We start from the raw sequence: 16,211 nt of genomic DNA, 5'->3' as shown, positions 1-16,211 counted from the left end.
GGCGTCGAGCCTGGCCGGTGGCCGCCTACTCTGACACGGTGGCCCGCTATGTGATCGACGCTCACACGCTGCTGCACATCATCGACAACGCTCTGGTCGTTGATCGAAGTCATCAGCTGGTGGCCCCCAACATCATTCGTTCGGAGGCCCTTGACCTGCTGTGGCGTGACGTCCGCCGAGGCGACCGCACGGAACGTGCCGCGCTGGAGGCGCATGTGCGGCTCACTGAACTGAAGATGCGACTCCTCGGCGATCGCGTGTCGCGGGCGACCGCGTGGCGGATCGCGCGCGAGAACGACTGGGACACACTGCACGAAGCGGAGTACCTGGCGGTGGCGAGGTTGCAGGCCGACGCCCTGGTGACGGTCGATCCCCGGATGGCGGCGAGGGCGGAGAACGTGGTTCCCGTGCTGCCTCTCCAAGCCCTGCTGACCGGCGACTGACAGCAGCGGCGCGCTCGCCCACCCGCTGCCGGCCGCATCCGCCCCGATCGGATCGGATGCCCCCGCCGACAGCGTGCGGTTCACGGTCGCGGCTCGTCCTCATCCGGTGACCAGTAGATCGTCGCCGACCACCACGGGCCGTCCTCAGTGATCTCCTGAGAGACCGTCAGGTCGAGGATGTCCATGGGCTCGAGGTTGCGTGACTCGATCTCATCCGCCATGCGTCTCAGTAGCCGGGGAAGGTCGCTATTGCCGTCGTCACGCGGGTTGGTCAGACTGAAATGTCGCGATGTCCACCATTCGGCCATCCCATGATCTTGCAGTACGGTCCCACCCTTCAGACAACGGTTTCTCTGCCGCTGCGAGGGACGCGTCCCGGTGTCCGGTGTCTGATCATCTCGTCTCAGGTGATTCCAGAGACGCGGCGGCCGGCGGCAGCGCGGTGGGTGTCTCCAGATCGATCTCCGGGCTGCGCAGTTCGGCACGCGCGGCCCTATTGAATTCGCGTTCCGCATCTCGGCATGCCTGGATGAAGGGTTCGGGAACCTGCCCGGCTTCGTGACCGGCCCTCGCCTCGGCGAGCCTTCCCACCACGAGCATGAGGCCGGCGGCGGCCTGAACCGTCGCCGTCGTGTGTGCGATCAGGCCGATCTCGGCCCGGTACCGGACCACCTGGGTGCGTACCTCGCCACCGTCGGCATGCGGTCGGCGGGAGACCGAAGACGCCGGGATGATCCGCACCTCCGGCCCCAAGACCGTCGCCCGCCACTCACGGCAGGCGGCGACGAAGGCGGCGTACGTCGCACGCCGCTCTCGCATCGACATCGTGTTCTCCTGGTGCTGCCATGAAGCGCGCTGCACCCGAGCGTTGAGCAACGACCCCAGCATCACACCGACCAGAGCGCCGGTCACCGAGAGAAGTGCGAGGACCACCTGAGTCATGGATCCAGAGTCACTGAGGACGTCAACCGTCCACGCCACGGTCGACGAACGCGGTGGGGCCGGAAATGGTGGCGATGCTCCGACGGGTCGGCGGTAGAGTCGCGCCGCATGGGGACGGTTGGTGGTCAGCAGGGTGGCGGCGATGCTCTCGGTGCGGAGGCCATGCGACGGCTGCGGCAGCGGTCGGTGTGTGACATCGAGCCGGGCCTGACCGACGCGGAGTTCGATGCGATCGAACGGGAATTCGGATTCCACTTCGCCGATGACCACCGGGCATTCCTGGCTGCGGGACTTCCGGTGAACTCGCGGCCCGAGCCACCCGCACCGGGGGTGATTCGTGCGCACCCACAGCCGTGGCCGGACTGGCGTCATGCCGACCGCGACGAATTGCGCGGCCTATTGGACTGGCCCGCCGAGGGCGTGCTCTTCGACGTGGAGAACAACGGTTTCTGGTACGAGCAGTGGGGTCCGCGTCCGACGGATTCGGCCTCGGCCGTGGCCGCCGCGAAGCGCATGCTCACGCGGGTGCCCGTGCTGGCACCGGTGTACGGGCATCGGTACCTGCCGGCCGAGCGGGGAGCCGTCGGGCACCCCGTCATGTCGGTGTGGCAGACCGACATCATCTTCTACGGCGTGGACCTCGCCGACTACATCGACCGGGAGTTCGGCCACGGCGGTTCCGACGACGAGCCGCGAGTAACCGTCGAATTCTGGCGAGACCTACTCTGATCCCGAGCCTGGACGATCGCCGTCAGCTCGGGTCAGGCGGTCCAGATCAGGGACGCGGTCAGGGCGACCGCACCGGCCACGGCGACGAGCATCAGCGTCGCGGCACCGGCTCCGGCGGCGAGACGGCCGGCGATGGTACGGGCACCGACGCGCGCGGGCAGGGTCGGAGCATACTGGACGGTCACCGCGTCCGAGTCATCAAAGAAGATCACGCTGCGTAGGTTACGACCCTGATGGTCAACTAGAAAAACCCAGTTCAAGTGACGTTGAGCACCACATTACGAGCCGTCACCACGCATCGACATTACGTACTGTGACCATTGTGGAATTGATCATCATCATTCCGGAGGGTGGTCGCAGCACTCCGGTGCGTTCGCCGTAGTCCAGGACCTCGCGCACCTGTGTCTCGGTGGCCAGTAGCCGCCGGGCGAGTTCGGCCGTGGTCGTTTCGAGCTGGGCTCCCGGCGTCCAGCGGACCACCGCCAGCACGTCCTCGGCGAGTGGCTGGTATCGGCTGCGGGCGTCCGCCTCCCGCACCATCCGGGCCTGCTCAGGCGGCATCGACAGGACCGTGTCCACTCGCTTCGGCCGGCCGATGCCGTACCGATCGGTGTCATCGCGAACCAGGAGCCCGGCGGCGGTCAGGAGCGGCAGAACGTCCGGCCGGTCCCGCACGAGGGGGACCCCGAGCTCGGCCGCGATGTCGTCGACCCGCCGCTGCATCCCGGTCGGGTACGTCGCCGGGCCTGGGCGGGTCGGCCACAGCGGCGCGTCCAACCGGTCGGACGGATGCCGGTGGGTACGGGTCCACTCGTCGATGTCGGCCACGCTCACCGGCCGGCCCAACGCGTTGATCACCGCGCCGACCACGCGTCGGATGTTCATGATCGGCGCCGGTAACACGTTCCGCCAGCCGTTCATGCCGCCACCCACCGCGGGCCGGCTGCGCAACCGCCACACCGGCGGCACCGGCGACGGGTCCGGCCAGAACTGAAGCAGCATGCGGTCGGAGTCGGTCCGCGCCACCCGTACGCGGTAGTCGCCGTTGCCGCCCAGTTCGAGGACCGATCGTCCGCCGCCACCCGCGGTCATCGCCGTCAGCGACAGCCGACCGGTGCTCGACCGGTAGGGCGTCTCCAACTCGTCGTCGATCACCGGCCCGTCGGCGGGCGGCCGGGTGTCGTGCGCTTCGAGCCGCACCGTGCCGCTCCGGCCGTTCGTCACGGCGGCCAGCCAGCCGACCCCCGCTCCGGCGAAGGTGCCGACGGGTTCGTCGAGGTCACCGGGGCCGGCCGGCTCATATCCCGCGGGATCGCGAACCGCGAGCGTGCGGTACTCCGGGTCGTACCCGTCGATCTCGAACACGCGCACGCCCGAAACGTACAAGCCCGGAACCCGGACGCGCAGCCGGAGACCGAAACGCCGCGGCGTCCACCCGTTCGGGTCTGCGGACTGCCGCATCGCCGGATGACCTGCGAAGACGCAAGATCCCTACGCTGATGGACTCACGATCACACGGAGGCGAACCGCACCATGACCAACGGGGTCCGATCCGAGACGGCACCGGGTACGCCTGGCGGGACGACGAGTCGCGCTCAGTCGGCCGGCCGAACCCTGCTCATGATCACTGTTGCGGTCGGTGTGCTGATCGCCGCGTACGTGAGCTTCTGGATGCCGGCCCTCGATCTGCCCGTGGACACCGGCCGCAGCTTGGAAGGCCAGAGCGTGGTGCATCGGTTCGGGTTGGCTCTCGCGTCGCTCAGTCTTCTACCGGCACTCGTCGCGGCGCTCCCGCTGGCGGTCCCGGCCGGGGCGCGGGGTTGGGCCGCCGCCGGCAGCGCCGCGGTGCTCACCGCGTTCTCCTTCAGCACCGGCAACCTCGGCCTGTATCACCTGCCGATCGCGCTGCTGCTGTGGGCGGCCACGATCGTGCCCTTCGTACTGCGACGTGGCATCGGTCGAGTCGCCGCCCGCGCCTGGCGTGTCACCGCCGCGGTGTTCCTGGCGCTTCCCGCCCTGCCGGCCGGTTCGGCGATCTTCACCACCGGTGAGGACGTCGTCTGGTTCGCCGTGTTGCTCTGGGTCGTCGCGCCGCTCGTTCTGGCGGCGCTGTGCGTGTGGGGTCTGCGGATCGGCTACGCCGCGACCGCCCTGGCCGGCGCCGCGGTCATGATCGCGGCAGTGGTCGATCAGGGCTTCCTGTTCGCCGCCTTCTGGCTGTTCGCAGCGGTCTACCTGATGATCGGCGCCAGCGGCTTCACCGCGACGAGGCCGATCCTCCGCCTCCAGCCGGCCGGCTGATCAAAAACCAGCAGATCACCGACCCGGGGGTACGGCGGACCGCGCGCCGTGGCACCGTCCGCTCCCAGGAGTGCGAGCGCGGTGGTCGTACCCTTGGGTGCCCGATCGCAGGAGGTCTCGATGGGATTGTCGGGCCGGGAATGCCCTGACTGTGGGCGTAGTGTCCGTGAGCCGTTCGAGAAGACGATCACCGGGCGTGAGGTCTGCCCGGATTGCGCCCACGCGTTGTACACGGGTTCGGCCGCGGGCGCGATCACCGGGGACGTGGGGTCCGGCTTCGGGGTCTGGGCGATGCTGATGCGCAGGATCCGGCGACAGAGCTGAGACTGTCATGGACTTCGCGGAAGAGTGGCGTGGTCTGGTGCCGGCCGCCGACCCGGTCCTCGGCGTCGGTGTCGCAGTCGGCGGGCCTGCCGGTGGTGTCTGGACCGACGGCGATGACCTGGTGTTTCCGGCGTGTTCGATCAGCAAGCACATCGCCGCGTTCGGCACGCTGAGGCTGGTCGCCGATGCGGTCCTCGACCTCGACACCGACGTCAACGCCTACCTGTCGACGTGGCGGCTACCCGGGCCGGGCAAGGTGACCGTGCGTCATCTGCTGGCGCACACCGCGGGCCTCACCGAGAACTGGTATCCGGGGTACGCCCAGGGGTCACCCGTACCGTCGATGAAAGAGATCTTGCAGGGTGAGCCGCCGGCCGGCACTCCCCCGGTCCGGCGCGAGTTGCCGCCCGGCGTCGAATTCCGGTATTCGGGCAGCCACTATTCCGTCCTGGAGCAGCTGCTGACCGACGTGACCGGCACACCGTTCACCGCGCTGATGTCGGCGCTCGTGCTGGAGCCGCTCGGCATGGCCGACAGTAGCTACGACCAGCGGTTTCCGTACGATAATCGGGATCGTGCCGCTCGCGGCCATCAGGGCGGTGTCGCCGTGCCGGGTGGTTGGCATACGCAGCCGGAGTCGGCGGCGGCCGGGCTGTGGAGCACCCCGGCCGACCTGGTGCGGCTGGGCCGGGAGATCAACCGCGCCGCCGCCGGTGAATCCGTGCTCCTGCCGCCGGACCTGGCCGCGCAGATGCTGACACCGCAGGTGCCGGGCGGGTTCGGGCTCGGGACCGAGATCGGTGACGGGTTCTTCGGGCACACCGGGCAGAACACCGGCTTCAGCTGTTTCTCGTTCGTGTGGCCGGCGTCGGGAACCGCGGTCGCCGTGATGGCCGACGCCGAGGACTGCCGGGACACGCTGCTCGCTCTCATCGCCCTCGCCGGTCGCCATTTCGGCTGACCCCCTGAGCCCGTTTCCGGGCCGGGCGATGCAGGATGGGGGTGATGCTCGAATCGATGGAGGCCGTGCGGCGGCTCATGGACCTGCGGCACCGGGGACGGGCCGAGGATCTGCCGGCCGTGCTGATGGAGACCGCGCCGCTGCTGGAGGCGCGGGCCGCCACCGTGTTGCTGGCCGACTACGGGCAGGTCGGGCTGCATCCGCTGCGGTCGGCCCGTGACGTGTCGTCGCCGCTGGGCGTGGAGGACACGCTGGCCGGGCGGGCGTTCATCACGTCCCGGCGCCAGTGGGCCGAGACCGACGGCACCGGGGTGCTGTGGCTGCCGCTGCTGCATGGGGCCGAGCGCCTGGGAGTCCTGGAGTTGCAGGTCAGCGGCCCTCCGACGGAGTCCGCGCTGCACGATCTGGAGATCATCGCGGCTCTCGTGGCCGAGCTGATCGCCAGCCGGCGGTTCTACGGCGACGCCGTCGAGCACACCCGGCGGCGGATGCCGATGCAGCTGGCCGCGGAGATCATCTGGAATCAACTGCCACCTTTGACGTACGCGATCGACGGCACCCGGGTCGCGGCGGTGCTGGAGCCCTGTTACGACGTCGGCGGGGACGCCTTCGACTACGCCGCCAACGGCGAGGTGCTGCATGTGGCGCTGTTCGACACCGTGGGGCACGGGATCAGTGCGAGCGCGCTGACCACGTTGACGCTCAACACGTACCGTAATGCCCGTCGCTCTGGCCTGTCTTTGATCGACACCTGTCGGTCGATCGACAAGTGGGTGCGCGCGCAGTATCCGGGTGCCTTCGTCACGGCGCTGCTGGCCGAGTTGGACATGGCGACCGGCCGGTATCGGCGGATCAGCGCCGGGCATCCGGCCGAGGTCTTCCTCCGTGGCGGTGTGGTGCGGCCGGCGTTGCCGACGCCGAACACGTTGCCGCTGGGGCTCGGCCACATGATCGCCCGACCACCGGTGGTGGTCGAGGAACAGCTCGTGCCTGGTGACACCCTGGTCCTCTACACCGATGGGATCACCGAGGCCCGCGATGCGTCGGGTGCGCTGTTCGGGGTGGATCGGCTGGCCACGTTCCTGCTGAACACTCTCGGTGACGGCACGGCGGCGGCGGAGACGATGCGCCGCCTGGTGCAGACCATCGTGTCGTACGAGGACGGCGAACTGCGTGACGATGCGACCGCCGCGATGCTCCAGTGGCGTGCGCACTGAGCTGCCCGGTGCCCGCCGCGCCACCTGTAGCGTTGTCGCCGTCCAAGCATGGAAAGGTGGCACATGAAACGCGATCGAACGGGCGACGCCGCACCGATCCCGCCGATGTATCGGGCGGTGATGACGGCGGCCGGGCCGATCGTGCGCTGGTGGGGCCGCCTGGAGGTGGTCGGCCTGGACCTGCTGCCGGTGCGGGGCGCGACGATCGTCCCGGCCAACCACGACAGCGCCTGGGATCCGTTCGTCATCGCGTTCGCCGCCCGCCGGCGTCGGCAGATCCGGGCTCTTGCGAAAGCGTCGCTGTGGAAGAATCCGCTGGTCCGGCGGGTCATGGACGGGATGGGGCAGATCCCGGTCCGGCGTGGGCAGGCCGATACGGACGCGCTCGACGCCGCGGTGGAATGCCTGTCGTCCGGCGGGTGTCTCGGGATCTTCCCGGAGGGCACCCGGTCGCAGGGGCGTCAACTACGGGCCCGCAGCGGTACGGGCCGTCTCGCGCAGGCTGTCCCGGAGGCACGGATCGTGTGCGCGGCGGTGTCCGGCACGGTGGACATCGCTCGTTTCCCGCGTCGCCCACGTTTGAAGGTGACGTTCTTCGAGCCCACACCGTCGACGGCGACGGAGTCGGCGCTGGAGTTGTCGACCAGGCTGACGGCCGAACTCCGCGCCGTCGCACCGGTCGCGCCGGCCGGACGGCAGGGGTAGCCGCTCTCTTTCTAGAGACTCTCAGGCCGGTGGAGGGCCGTACACCGGGTCGCCGAACGGTTCACTCGACGAGTCCCACCCGTTCACGCCCTCCTGGGCGACCTGCCCGCCGGAGTATCGGTACGACCAGCGCGCGCCGTCCTCGCCTTCGATGACGACGACGCCCGCCCGCACGAACGGCGCGATCGCGACGAAGAAGGCGGTGGCGTGGTCGTTCCACTTCGGGTCGCCCTCGTCGTCAAAGCCGAACTCGATCCAGTCCCCGTCGCGAGTGATCGCCGCCGCCGCCACCCACGCGACGTCTTCCAGGGTGTCGCTGGGTGCCCACCGTTCGAAGTCGGGTCCATGCGGCCGACCGGCCCAGGCCGCCTTGGCGGCGGTGACGGCAGCGGCGTCGTCCGCCGCCGGCAGGTGCAGACGGCCCGACGGAAACACCGTGTATCCCACGGGGAGCCATGCTAGGGCATATCCGTCGATCCCGATGCCCGCTTGGATCATCAGCCGATACGACGAAGGGCCCCTCGACCTGGCACCCACCGCATCTTTTCGGCCGCGCCGGGGTCGGTGAAAACCAGTACGGATTCGTCGAGGCGATGCCATTCGAGTCCACCCGACCAGTCTTCGTAAGACTCCCCCGCGACGAGAAGCACCTCACGGTCTGCAATCTGAATTCTCACCTCGGCGAGAACGTCATCGTCGAGGTAGACCTCTACCTCGACGATCGGGCCCGCGGGAAGTTCGGTCAGGGCCCGCCGCCGGTAGCCGCGGCCCCATTCGTCTCGATCGCAAACCGCTCCGGCGTCAGCCCACAGGCCGAACGACAGGTCGTTCTGGTAGGTGGTGACGTTGACCGCAGTACCGTCGGGTCTCACCACGTCGAGTGCGAGAAGCTGCAGACACGGCACATCAGGGCCGTCGTACTCAGGTGTCCCCTCGTCGCCACCACGCACCGCCGTCTCCACGCCGTGCCACGAGGCGACGGCCTGATCCCGCAACGCCAAGAACGCCGCCGTCTGGGCGTGCAGCCAGTCACTGACCATCGACACAGTCTGAATGCCGAGTCGTTCAACCTCGACACGACCCTGAGCCGGCGAGCCACCCTCACTCGGCGCCGCCCGGACGATCGGCACGTCCCCCGGCGCCTCGTCGTGCCGATGAGACGATGTCCTACCGGGCGACGGCGCCGGCCGGCGGCTGAAACTCCGGGTACCGCTCGAAGCAGTTCCTCAGGTCCTCCACCGATTGCGCGGCAACGACGAGATTCGCGAGGACGTCGAGTGTCTCGTCCAGTTCGTCGTGTGGCTGGTCCAGGGGCTGCACCTGGAGGCGGTCGCACCAAAACCAGCCGGCGACCTCGACCTTGTTGAGAGCGGCGACGTCGTTGATCAGACTGCCCCTGAGTTCGTCCCAGCCCCACAGCTCGCCGTTGCCGTAAGCGGCCGGCTCCGCGGCACCCGCGCGACAGAGATTCCACGCGGTGACACCGTCCTGGAAGTCGGCACCGGTCAGCTTGCCGCGCCCGACCTGGGGATCCGTAAACGTCCAACCGGAACCGTCTCGGTATTCGACCACCCAATGGTCGATCCAGCGCTGCGCGACGAAGTAGGCGGCGAAGCCGCATCGGATACGGGCCGGCGTGCCCGTCGCGCGGAGCAGGGCGCAGTGCAGCAGCGCGAAGTGATAGCAGAAGCCGAACATTCTCTGCTCGACATCCCGCTCGCGGTCCAACGGTGCCGGATCGACGCCGATCACGTTGTCCAGAATGGTTTCGGCGCCGACGGTCTCCTTGTGCGACATGCGTTCCGTGGAGAATCGCAGGCCCTGAACCCACGCCGTGTGGTTGTGGACCAGCAGCCCGCGCACGATCGCGCTGAGTGCCTCCGGGTCGGTCGGGAGGCCGTGCACCCGGTCGCGGTGCCGCCCGAGATCGGAGGTAGGGCTCGGCTGCCGGTAGAAGAGTGCGATCTCGTCCATAGACCGAAGGATACCTAATTCGCGTACCCACACCGATATTCATCATCGATGGCCGGCATCTTGTCGTACCGAATCAGGTGTGCAATTCAAAAGGCCTGTATCAATGTTTCATCAATCTGATGCTGCCTTACCATCGGAGGGTCCCGAGCGGAAGGAGATCCGGCGATGCCGAGCCGCGTCGATCGAGAGACCGTCGACCTGTCGTCCTATCCCGACTTGGTGGTGGTCTATCTGGGTATGCGCGTCAACCGACTCTACGGCCTACGCACGCTGATCGCCCGCGGTCCGCGGATCCGCCACTCGGACGACAAGCCGGAGGGTCTGCTCGCGCACGAGACGTTCCTCTGGTCGTTGTTGCCCATGCACCTCGGCATCCGCCAGTACTGGCGGGACCTGCCCGCGCTGCTGACCTGGGCCCGCTCCGAGCCGCACCGCCTGTGGTGGCGCGACTTCCTGCGCGACAGCGGCGGCACCGGCTTCTGGCACGAGACCTACCTGCTGCGCGGCGGTATGGAGGCGGTCTACGACGACATCCCGCAGCGCCGTGGCCTCGCCTCCTTCGCCCCGGTGCTTCCGGCGCGCGGCGCGATGTTCGGCGCGGCGGCGCGGGTCGGCCGCCCGGACGACGACCTCGCGCCGGTCGTCACCGAGGACGACCTCTACGACCCCGGGGCCGGGCGCTGAATTCCACCTCTCGGGTCGAGGCCGACATCCGGGCCGCCGTCGCGGGCGTGTTGAAGGCGCGTCACACGGCGTATTCGTCCGAGATCTCGGTGGCGTAGTTCTTCCACAGCGGTTTCATGGTCTCGGCAGTGACCGGCTGCCCGGAGTCGATCATGGCCTTGAAGTCGCGGAAGTACTGCACGTACAGGTCCGGCGTGAACGTGTTCAGCTTGACATCTCCCCGCCTGAAGGGACGGGGATTCCACTGGGTCGCCCCAGAGTGTTTCCTGCTTCATCGCCGACTGCCCGCCCGAGAGGTGGTTCCCCGTTGAGGTCTTCTATCAGCTCCACAGGCCGTCACCGCCAGCCCGGCGGCCAGAATATTCCGGGCCGCATTCACGTCCCGATCATGCTGCGTCCCACAGCCGGCACAGGCCCATGCCCGCACCGACAGATCCATCTTGTCCGCCCGGACCCCGCACACCGAACACAACCGCGTCGACGGATACCAGCGCGGCACCACGATCAGCGTCCGCCCGTACTCTTCCGCCTTGTATTCCAGCAGGGTGCGGAACATGCCCCACGACGCATCGCTGATCGCCCGCGCCAGCCGACCGTTCTTGAGCATGTTGGCCACGGCGAGGTCCTCGATCACGAGCACTTGGTTATCGCGCACGAGCCGAGTCGTCACCTGATGCCACACATCCCGGCGTCGATCGGCGATGCGGGCATGCACCCGCGCCACCTTCAGCCGCGCCTTCTCCCTGTTACGGGAACCCTTCTCCTTACGCGCCAGCTCCTGCTGCGCCCGCGCCAGCGCGGCACGCTCCCGGCTCTCGTGACGCGGATTGTCCACCGGATCGCCGTCGGACAGGGTCAGCAGCCGGTTGATGCCGGCGTCGATCCCGACCATCGCCGTGACAGCCGCCGCGACAGCCGCAGGTACCTCGCCCCGCAACGACACGAACCAGCGCCCGGCACGGTCCTGCGACACCGTCACCGTCTTCGGCACCACACCGTCGGGCAACGGCCGCGACCACACCACCGCCAGCGGGGTGTCCATCAGCTTCGCCAGCCGCAACTCACCATCACGAAACGTGAAGGCACTGCTGGTGAACTCCGCCGACCGCCGCGACCTCTTCTTCGACTTCAACCGCGGAAAACGCGCCTTGCCGGCGAAGAACCTGGTGTAGGCGGTATCGAGATGCCGCAGCGTCTGCTGCAACGGCACACACGACACCTCATTCAAAAACTCGAACTCCGGCGTCTTCTTCCACTCGGTCAACAGCGACGACGTCGCCCCGTAACCGAGCGTCTCCTGATGCTGCTGCCAGGCGTCCCGGCGGGCCTGCAACCCCAGGTTGTAGACCAGCCGCACACACCCGAACGTCCGCGTCAACAACTGCGCCTGGGCCGGGGTTGGATAGAAGCGGTACCGGTACCCGCGCTCCACCCCCTTAGCCATCCACAAAGGATAGAACACGCGTACGAGCGCATCCGCGACGGGTCGACCGTCCTGACGCTGATCCGCCGGGACGGCGAATCAGCTGTGCTTGCCCTGCTACACAGGACATTCCGATTCCTCCCCGGCCCGAAGGCCGGAGTATCCCCGGAAGACATCTGATGACCGCGTTCTCGTCGCCGATGTTGGCGAACGTGTGTGGCGCCCCGGTCGGCACGATCACCCAGGTGCCCGGCCCGGCGTCGTAGTGGTCCTCGCCGACGGTGAACCGGAACGTTCCCGCCAGCACGTAGAAGCCCTCGTCGTGCTGGGCGTGGCGGTGCTGCAACGGGCTCGGGGTGCCCGGTGGGATGGTGACCTCGGCGAACCCCAGCCGGTGGTCGGTGTGCTCGCCGTTCTCCAGGATCCGGATCTGCTGCGCCCCGCTGCCGAGGATCTCGCCCTCACCGGGGCGCACGATGTTCACCTTCGCCACGACTGTCTCCCTCTGTCATCGCCTGTCTTGGTGATCACCATCCTGTTCCGGGCCGGCGGTGTGCGTCTTGGTCGTCTGTGCACGGTTACCGGTCATCAGTGCACGGGCGTTGTAGCCGTACGTCGCCTTGAAGATCTTGCTGAAATGGGCGGGGTCGGAGAATCCCCAACGGGCGGCCACGGCGGTGACCGTACGTCCGTTTCCGGTCAGCTCGGCCCGGCAGCGCTCCAGGCGGCGACGGCGGATCAGGGCCGCGACGGTGAGCGGCTGGTCCTCGAACAGCTTGTGCAGCCGGCGTACCGAGATGTGGTGGGCGGCGGCGATGCTCGGCGGGGACAGATCGGGATCGGCCAGCCGGGCCTCGATGTAGCCGGCGATCCGGTTGCGTAGCCGCTCGTCCGGGGAGGGTTGCCGGTCGCCCAGGCGGGCCTCCAATGCGACCGTGATCAGCTCGATGACGGCCGCCGCCGACCGCAGCGCCTCCGCCTCGCGGAACCCGGTGGCCGACCGTGCCGACTGTCGGGCCAGCACGGAGACGAGAGCGCCCGGACCGTGGTTGCCGTCGATGCGTTCGCCGATGAGCCGGTCGATCTGTGCGGGCCGGATCCGCAGCTCGCGACGCGGAACCAGCATGGTGACGTGCGTCGCGGCGGTGCTCTCGAACCGGAGCGGACGGGTGGGATCGAGCAGGACCAGGTCGGCCGGCCCGAGTTCGGCGTGGCCGCGGCCTTGCTCGATCCGCGTCCGGCCGCGGGCCATCACCTTGATCGCGAGGTTCTCGCCGTCGGAGGCGTCGCGCTCGCGCCCGACGCAGGCGCTCTCGGGCGTGTCGAGGCAGACCAGCCGCAGCGGCCCGAGGTCACGGGTGGTGATCCGGCCTCGGAAGTCGGCTCCGGCCAGCTTGTTGACCAGTGGCGGAAACCCGCTGGCGGTCAGCTCGGCCTGGAACGTCTCAAGGTTGCCGATCACCGGTCAACGATAACGACGAACCACCGACCCGCGGGCCGGCCGACCAGCGGATCAGAACGTGCGGCCGAGTGCGGCCCAGGCCGCCTCGGTGTCGACGCCGTCGATCGGCGGGACCTGCACGGTACGGGCGCCGGCGGTGCCGCCCAGGATGACCGTTCGGTGGGAGATGTTGTTGTCGCGGGTCGCCTCCTGCAGCTTGTGCTCCGGGTCGGCCTCGATTCTGAGCTGGTAGGTGCCGTTGGCGATGCCGCTGATGTCGAGTGCCTGGCCGGGGCGGATCTGGCCGTACTCGTCGCCCCAGCCCGGGTCCAGGGTTTCGCGGACCGACCGGGACACCGCGGTGCCGCAGCCGGTGAAGCCCTCGTAGTCGGGGAGGGCGAAGGCGGGGTTGCCGGCGTCGATCTGGTGCACGTCGGCCATGCAGAAACCGATCTTGCCGCTGGTGGCGACCACCGTGCCTCGGGCGTCGACGAGCTGGTAGCGGGCCAGGTAGTCGAAGTGCCAGTGGAAGTGCTCCGGGTCGTAGACGAGGGTGCCGGCCGGGCGGCGGGACACCTCGGCGCCGTCGCGGAACAGCACCTGTTCGGCGCGCATCTCCGTCGCCGTCATGTCGCTGCGGAAACCGTCGATCCGCATGGTGCCCCGGCCCAGGTTGGCCACCGTGGAGCTGAAGCGCAGCAGGTCGACGCCGTCGTCGGGGACGGCCGAGATGTTCTCGCTCGGCAGCGGCACGAGGTCGGGCAGGTCGACCCGGCCGCCGGCCGCTCGTGCCGCCGTCGGCGGCACGGACCGTGGGACGGCGGTGCGCTCGGTGGCGGCGGGCGGCGCGGCGACGGCCTGGGCTTCCTGGCCGGTGTCGAAGACCTCGACCGGCATCCGTACGGTGTTGTCGGCGCGGGTGGACTCGCGGATCGCCCCGTCGGGGTTGACGGTGGCCTCCAGCATGTAGGCCCCGGGTGGCGTGGCATCGGGCACCTGGATGTGCATCTGGACGCCCCAGCCGGTCGGGAAGCCCCAGCGCGCCCGGACGGTCAGCGGGTCGCCGCATTCGAGCGGGTACGGGTTGGTCGCCGGAGTGTCCGGGTTGGCCGGGTCGATGTTGACCGGCATGTTGAAGCCCCACGCGTTCTGGCCGAACAGGGTGCCGGACATCGGGCAGGCCTCGACCTGCGCCGAGGCCGCGACGCCGCCGTCGGTGCGCAGCAGCTTCCACTGGAAGTATCGAGGCAGGCCGAGCAGCACCGACCGTGGCCGTACGGGCAGCAGCACGCCGCCCTGCCGCACCGACACGACCCCACCGGTCCGGCGCACGTCCAGCTCGAGTGAGGCGCCGGTGACCGCGAACACCGGGCTCGCGGAGAGGGCCCGCGCCCCCTGGCGTGGTGGGAAGTCGGGATCGGTGCCCGCCAGCAATTGCAGATTCGTCACCGGCCGGGCTGCCGCACCGGCCCCTGCCGCGGCCGACCCGCCGGCGCCCATGATCAGCACCAGCACACCCGCGGCCAGGCCCATCGCACGCTGTCGCACACCGCTCACGTGACTCGCCCCTCCCCGTGTAGAACAGAGCCAGCCGAACGTAGCGCGACGGTATGACATTTCCTGGCGTCGATCCGACAGAAGCCGGGGTCTCTGGATCAGGTCACGCCTGGCTCAGGTCGATGACGTTGCCGTCGGGGTCGCGGATACTCGACGTACGCGGTTTCCCAGCGAAATCGGTCGGGGGATGAATCTCCCGGCCGCCGGCCTCGACCGCACGGGCATGGGCGGCGTCGACATCGTCGACGAGCAACCCGAATCGGGTGCCGTCATGTCCTGCTCCGGTTCCGTCGTGTTCTTCGAGTGTGATCAAGAAGAACCGGTCGGTTCGGTACGTGCCGAACTGCAGCGATGAGATCGACTCGTTGAACACGACGTCGAACGCGGTCGTGTAGAACGCGGCCGCCTTCTGGACGTCTCCGACGGGGATGCGGATCTGGACAGGGCGGATGGTCTGCAGCGCGGGCATCGGTGTTCCCTTCTCGATGAATTCGTCGACGGCGGCGATCCGCTGCGATGCCTCGCGGACCTGGGTGACCAGCCGCTCTCGGTGGACGTCCAACGCCGACCGCACCTGTCCCGCCGGGCGTCCGACCACCGCACGGACCTCATCGACCGGTACGCCCACGGCGCGCAGGCCGCAGATGAGGCGAGCGTCGTCGATCTGGTCTCGGTGGTAACGCCGGTAGCCGGTGGCCGGATCGACCTGAGCGGGTTTGAGTAGCCCGATCTCGTCGTAGTGGCGCAGCGCGGGGATGGTCAGGCCGGTCGCCGCAGCGAACGCGCCGATGTTGAGCAGGTCCTCACCGTTCACCCACCCAGCTTCGGCCCTCTGGCCGCCGGAGAGTCAACATCGACACCCGTCGGATTCAGTTCTTGCCGGCCGGGTCGGATGTGCGGTCTTTCAGCTCGGCGACTCCGTCGCCGGACAGGTCCGCCAGCGCGACATGACGGCCGGTCAACGCGAGCATCACCGCTTCGGCGGTGCCGAGAATCCGTGGACCGTCGCCCCAGGCCCAATCCAGATCGGTGGTCTCGAATCGCAGACCGGCCGGTCGGCGTTTCGGGACGAAACCCACGGCGCGGCCGCCGACCAGGAAGTCGAGTGACACCCGTAGGCGCTCCGGTCGCAGATCCTGCGGGAGGCCCAGTGGCCTGCGGATGTCCTGGCCGTGTACCTGCAGGTCGGTGAGTTGCCCCGGGTAACCGACGATCGGTGGACGGAACGGATTCTCCGCGTGTGTCCGCAACAGCGCGGCGAGCTCGTCGGCAGGGCGGTCGGCCATCATGACGGCGAGCCGCGCGTTCGCCTTGTGGATCCGGAAACCGCTGCGCAGCAGAAGCAGGAGCGCGGACGAGTTCGGGGTGGCGACCGCCGCGATCAGGTGACCGATCACCTCTTTGACGGTCCAGGCGGCACAGAGGCTGGGTGAATTCAGCTGCTCGGGATCCAATGACTCGACGAGGTCAGCTGTTCGACGGCGCTCATCGATGATCATTTTCATGACGT

20 protein-coding genes are annotated in these 16,211 nt (G+C 68.7%); 7 read left to right on the top strand and 13 right to left on the bottom strand.

Annotated features, from left to right (window positions below):
• The first annotated feature begins 38 nt into the window (after positions 1 to 38).
• Positions 39 to 443, top strand: a complete 405-nt coding sequence (locus Q0Z83_RS13440) for a type II toxin-antitoxin system VapC family toxin (RefSeq protein WP_317794225.1) — start codon at positions 39 to 41, stop codon at positions 441 to 443.
• An 80-nt stretch (positions 444 to 523) separates the two neighbouring features.
• Here the strand turns inward: Q0Z83_RS13440 and Q0Z83_RS13435 are convergent, their stop codons facing one another.
• Both Q0Z83_RS13435 and Q0Z83_RS13430 read right to left on the bottom strand, forming a co-directional pair.
• Entirely contained in the window at positions 524 to 751 is a 228-nt protein-coding gene (locus Q0Z83_RS13435; RefSeq protein ID WP_317794224.1) for a hypothetical protein, read from the bottom strand.
• A gap of 85 nt (positions 752 to 836) precedes the next feature.
• On the bottom strand, positions 837 to 1,385 hold the full coding sequence (locus Q0Z83_RS13430) for a hypothetical protein (protein ID WP_317794223.1): 549 nt from the start codon (positions 1,383 to 1,385) through the stop codon (positions 837 to 839).
• Between the two features lie 108 nt (positions 1,386 to 1,493).
• Here Q0Z83_RS13430 and Q0Z83_RS13425 point away from each other — a divergent pair, with 108 nt between their 5' ends.
• Positions 1,494 to 2,114 (top strand): hypothetical protein, encoded by a 621-nt coding sequence (locus Q0Z83_RS13425; RefSeq protein WP_317794222.1) that lies wholly within the window; start codon positions 1,494 to 1,496, stop codon positions 2,112 to 2,114.
• Between the two features lie 32 nt (positions 2,115 to 2,146).
• Here the strand turns inward: Q0Z83_RS13425 and Q0Z83_RS13420 are convergent, their stop codons facing one another.
• Entirely contained in the window at positions 2,147 to 2,326 is a 180-nt protein-coding gene (locus tag Q0Z83_RS13420) for a hypothetical protein (RefSeq protein ID WP_317794221.1), read from the bottom strand.
• 76 nt (positions 2,327 to 2,402) lie between these two features.
• Positions 2,403 to 3,485, bottom strand: coding sequence for a DUF6042 family protein (locus Q0Z83_RS13415; RefSeq protein WP_317794220.1), 1,083 nt, complete (start codon positions 3,483 to 3,485; stop codon positions 2,403 to 2,405).
• Between the two features lie 249 nt (positions 3,486 to 3,734).
• Here Q0Z83_RS13415 and Q0Z83_RS13410 point away from each other — a divergent pair, with 249 nt between their 5' ends.
• From Q0Z83_RS13410 to Q0Z83_RS13395, 4 genes are all read left to right on the top strand, one after another.
• A complete protein-coding gene (locus Q0Z83_RS13410) occupies positions 3,735 to 4,415 on the top strand; it encodes a hypothetical protein (RefSeq protein ID WP_317794219.1) in 681 nt (226 codons plus the stop codon).
• Between the two features lie 331 nt (positions 4,416 to 4,746).
• Positions 4,747 to 5,700, top strand: coding sequence for a serine hydrolase domain-containing protein (locus tag Q0Z83_RS13405; protein WP_317794218.1), 954 nt, complete (start codon positions 4,747 to 4,749; stop codon positions 5,698 to 5,700).
• Between the two features lie 44 nt (positions 5,701 to 5,744).
• On the top strand, positions 5,745 to 6,917 hold the full coding sequence (locus Q0Z83_RS13400; RefSeq protein ID WP_317794217.1) for a PP2C family protein-serine/threonine phosphatase: 1,173 nt from the start codon (positions 5,745 to 5,747) through the stop codon (positions 6,915 to 6,917).
• Between the two features lie 63 nt (positions 6,918 to 6,980).
• On the top strand, positions 6,981 to 7,622 hold the full coding sequence (locus tag Q0Z83_RS13395; protein ID WP_317794216.1) for a lysophospholipid acyltransferase family protein: 642 nt from the start codon (positions 6,981 to 6,983) through the stop codon (positions 7,620 to 7,622).
• A 21-nt stretch (positions 7,623 to 7,643) separates the two neighbouring features.
• Here Q0Z83_RS13395 and Q0Z83_RS13390 read toward each other — a convergent pair whose 3' ends face one another.
• The 3 genes from Q0Z83_RS13390 to Q0Z83_RS13380 form a co-directional block, all read right to left on the bottom strand.
• Positions 7,644 to 8,069, bottom strand: a complete 426-nt coding sequence (locus tag Q0Z83_RS13390) for a hypothetical protein (RefSeq protein WP_317794215.1) — start codon at positions 8,067 to 8,069, stop codon at positions 7,644 to 7,646.
• A 50-nt stretch (positions 8,070 to 8,119) separates the two neighbouring features.
• The gene (locus tag Q0Z83_RS13385) at positions 8,120 to 8,662 is read right to left on the bottom strand and encodes a hypothetical protein (RefSeq protein ID WP_317794214.1); all 543 of its coding nucleotides are present in this window, start codon (positions 8,660 to 8,662) and stop codon (positions 8,120 to 8,122) included.
• Positions 8,663 to 8,789: 127 nt separating this feature from the next.
• Positions 8,790 to 9,596: a transglutaminase-like domain-containing protein gene (locus Q0Z83_RS13380; RefSeq protein ID WP_317794213.1), complete on the bottom strand. Its 807-nt coding sequence runs from the start codon at positions 9,594 to 9,596 to the stop codon at positions 8,790 to 8,792.
• Between the two features lie 165 nt (positions 9,597 to 9,761).
• On the opposite strand from Q0Z83_RS13380, the gene Q0Z83_RS13375 reads away from it, so the two are divergent.
• Complete coding sequence (locus Q0Z83_RS13375) at positions 9,762 to 10,280, top strand: monooxygenase family protein (protein WP_317794212.1); 519 nt, start codon at positions 9,762 to 9,764, stop codon at positions 10,278 to 10,280.
• Positions 10,281 to 10,551: 271 nt separating this feature from the next.
• Here the strand turns inward: Q0Z83_RS13375 and Q0Z83_RS13370 are convergent, their stop codons facing one another.
• The 6 genes from Q0Z83_RS13370 to Q0Z83_RS13345 all read right to left on the bottom strand — a co-directional run bounded on the left by Q0Z83_RS13370 (position 10,552) and on the right by Q0Z83_RS13345 (position 16,200).
• Positions 10,552 to 11,724 carry an RNA-guided endonuclease InsQ/TnpB family protein gene (locus Q0Z83_RS13370; protein WP_317797070.1) on the bottom strand — a complete coding sequence of 391 codons (1,173 nt, stop codon included), beginning with the start codon at positions 11,722 to 11,724 and terminating at the stop codon, positions 10,552 to 10,554.
• On the bottom strand, positions 11,717 to 12,196 hold the full coding sequence (locus Q0Z83_RS13365) for a cupin domain-containing protein (RefSeq protein ID WP_317794211.1): 480 nt from the start codon (positions 12,194 to 12,196) through the stop codon (positions 11,717 to 11,719). Before Q0Z83_RS13365 ends, Q0Z83_RS13370 begins: the two co-directional genes overlap by 8 nt.
• A 15-nt stretch (positions 12,197 to 12,211) precedes the next feature.
• Complete coding sequence (locus Q0Z83_RS13360) at positions 12,212 to 13,165, bottom strand: AraC-like ligand-binding domain-containing protein (RefSeq protein WP_317794210.1); 954 nt, start codon at positions 13,163 to 13,165, stop codon at positions 12,212 to 12,214.
• A 51-nt stretch (positions 13,166 to 13,216) separates the two neighbouring features.
• The gene (locus Q0Z83_RS13355; protein WP_317794209.1) at positions 13,217 to 14,701 is read right to left on the bottom strand and encodes a lysyl oxidase family protein; all 1,485 of its coding nucleotides are present in this window, start codon (positions 14,699 to 14,701) and stop codon (positions 13,217 to 13,219) included.
• Between the two features lie 103 nt (positions 14,702 to 14,804).
• On the bottom strand, positions 14,805 to 15,515 hold the full coding sequence (locus Q0Z83_RS13350; RefSeq protein WP_317794208.1) for a MerR family transcriptional regulator: 711 nt from the start codon (positions 15,513 to 15,515) through the stop codon (positions 14,805 to 14,807).
• A gap of 55 nt (positions 15,516 to 15,570) precedes the next feature.
• Positions 15,571 to 16,200: a maleylpyruvate isomerase family mycothiol-dependent enzyme gene (locus Q0Z83_RS13345; RefSeq protein WP_317794207.1), complete on the bottom strand. Its 630-nt coding sequence runs from the start codon at positions 16,198 to 16,200 to the stop codon at positions 15,571 to 15,573.
• Positions 16,201 to 16,211 lie beyond the last annotated feature (11 nt).

Origin of the sequence: Actinoplanes sichuanensis (assembly GCF_033097365.1) — a bacterium.
Classification (GTDB): Bacteria; Actinomycetota; Actinomycetes; order Mycobacteriales; family Micromonosporaceae; genus Actinoplanes; species Actinoplanes sichuanensis.
Note: the sequence above shows the minus strand (reverse complement) of the source record. Positions and strands in the feature narration are given on the sequence as shown.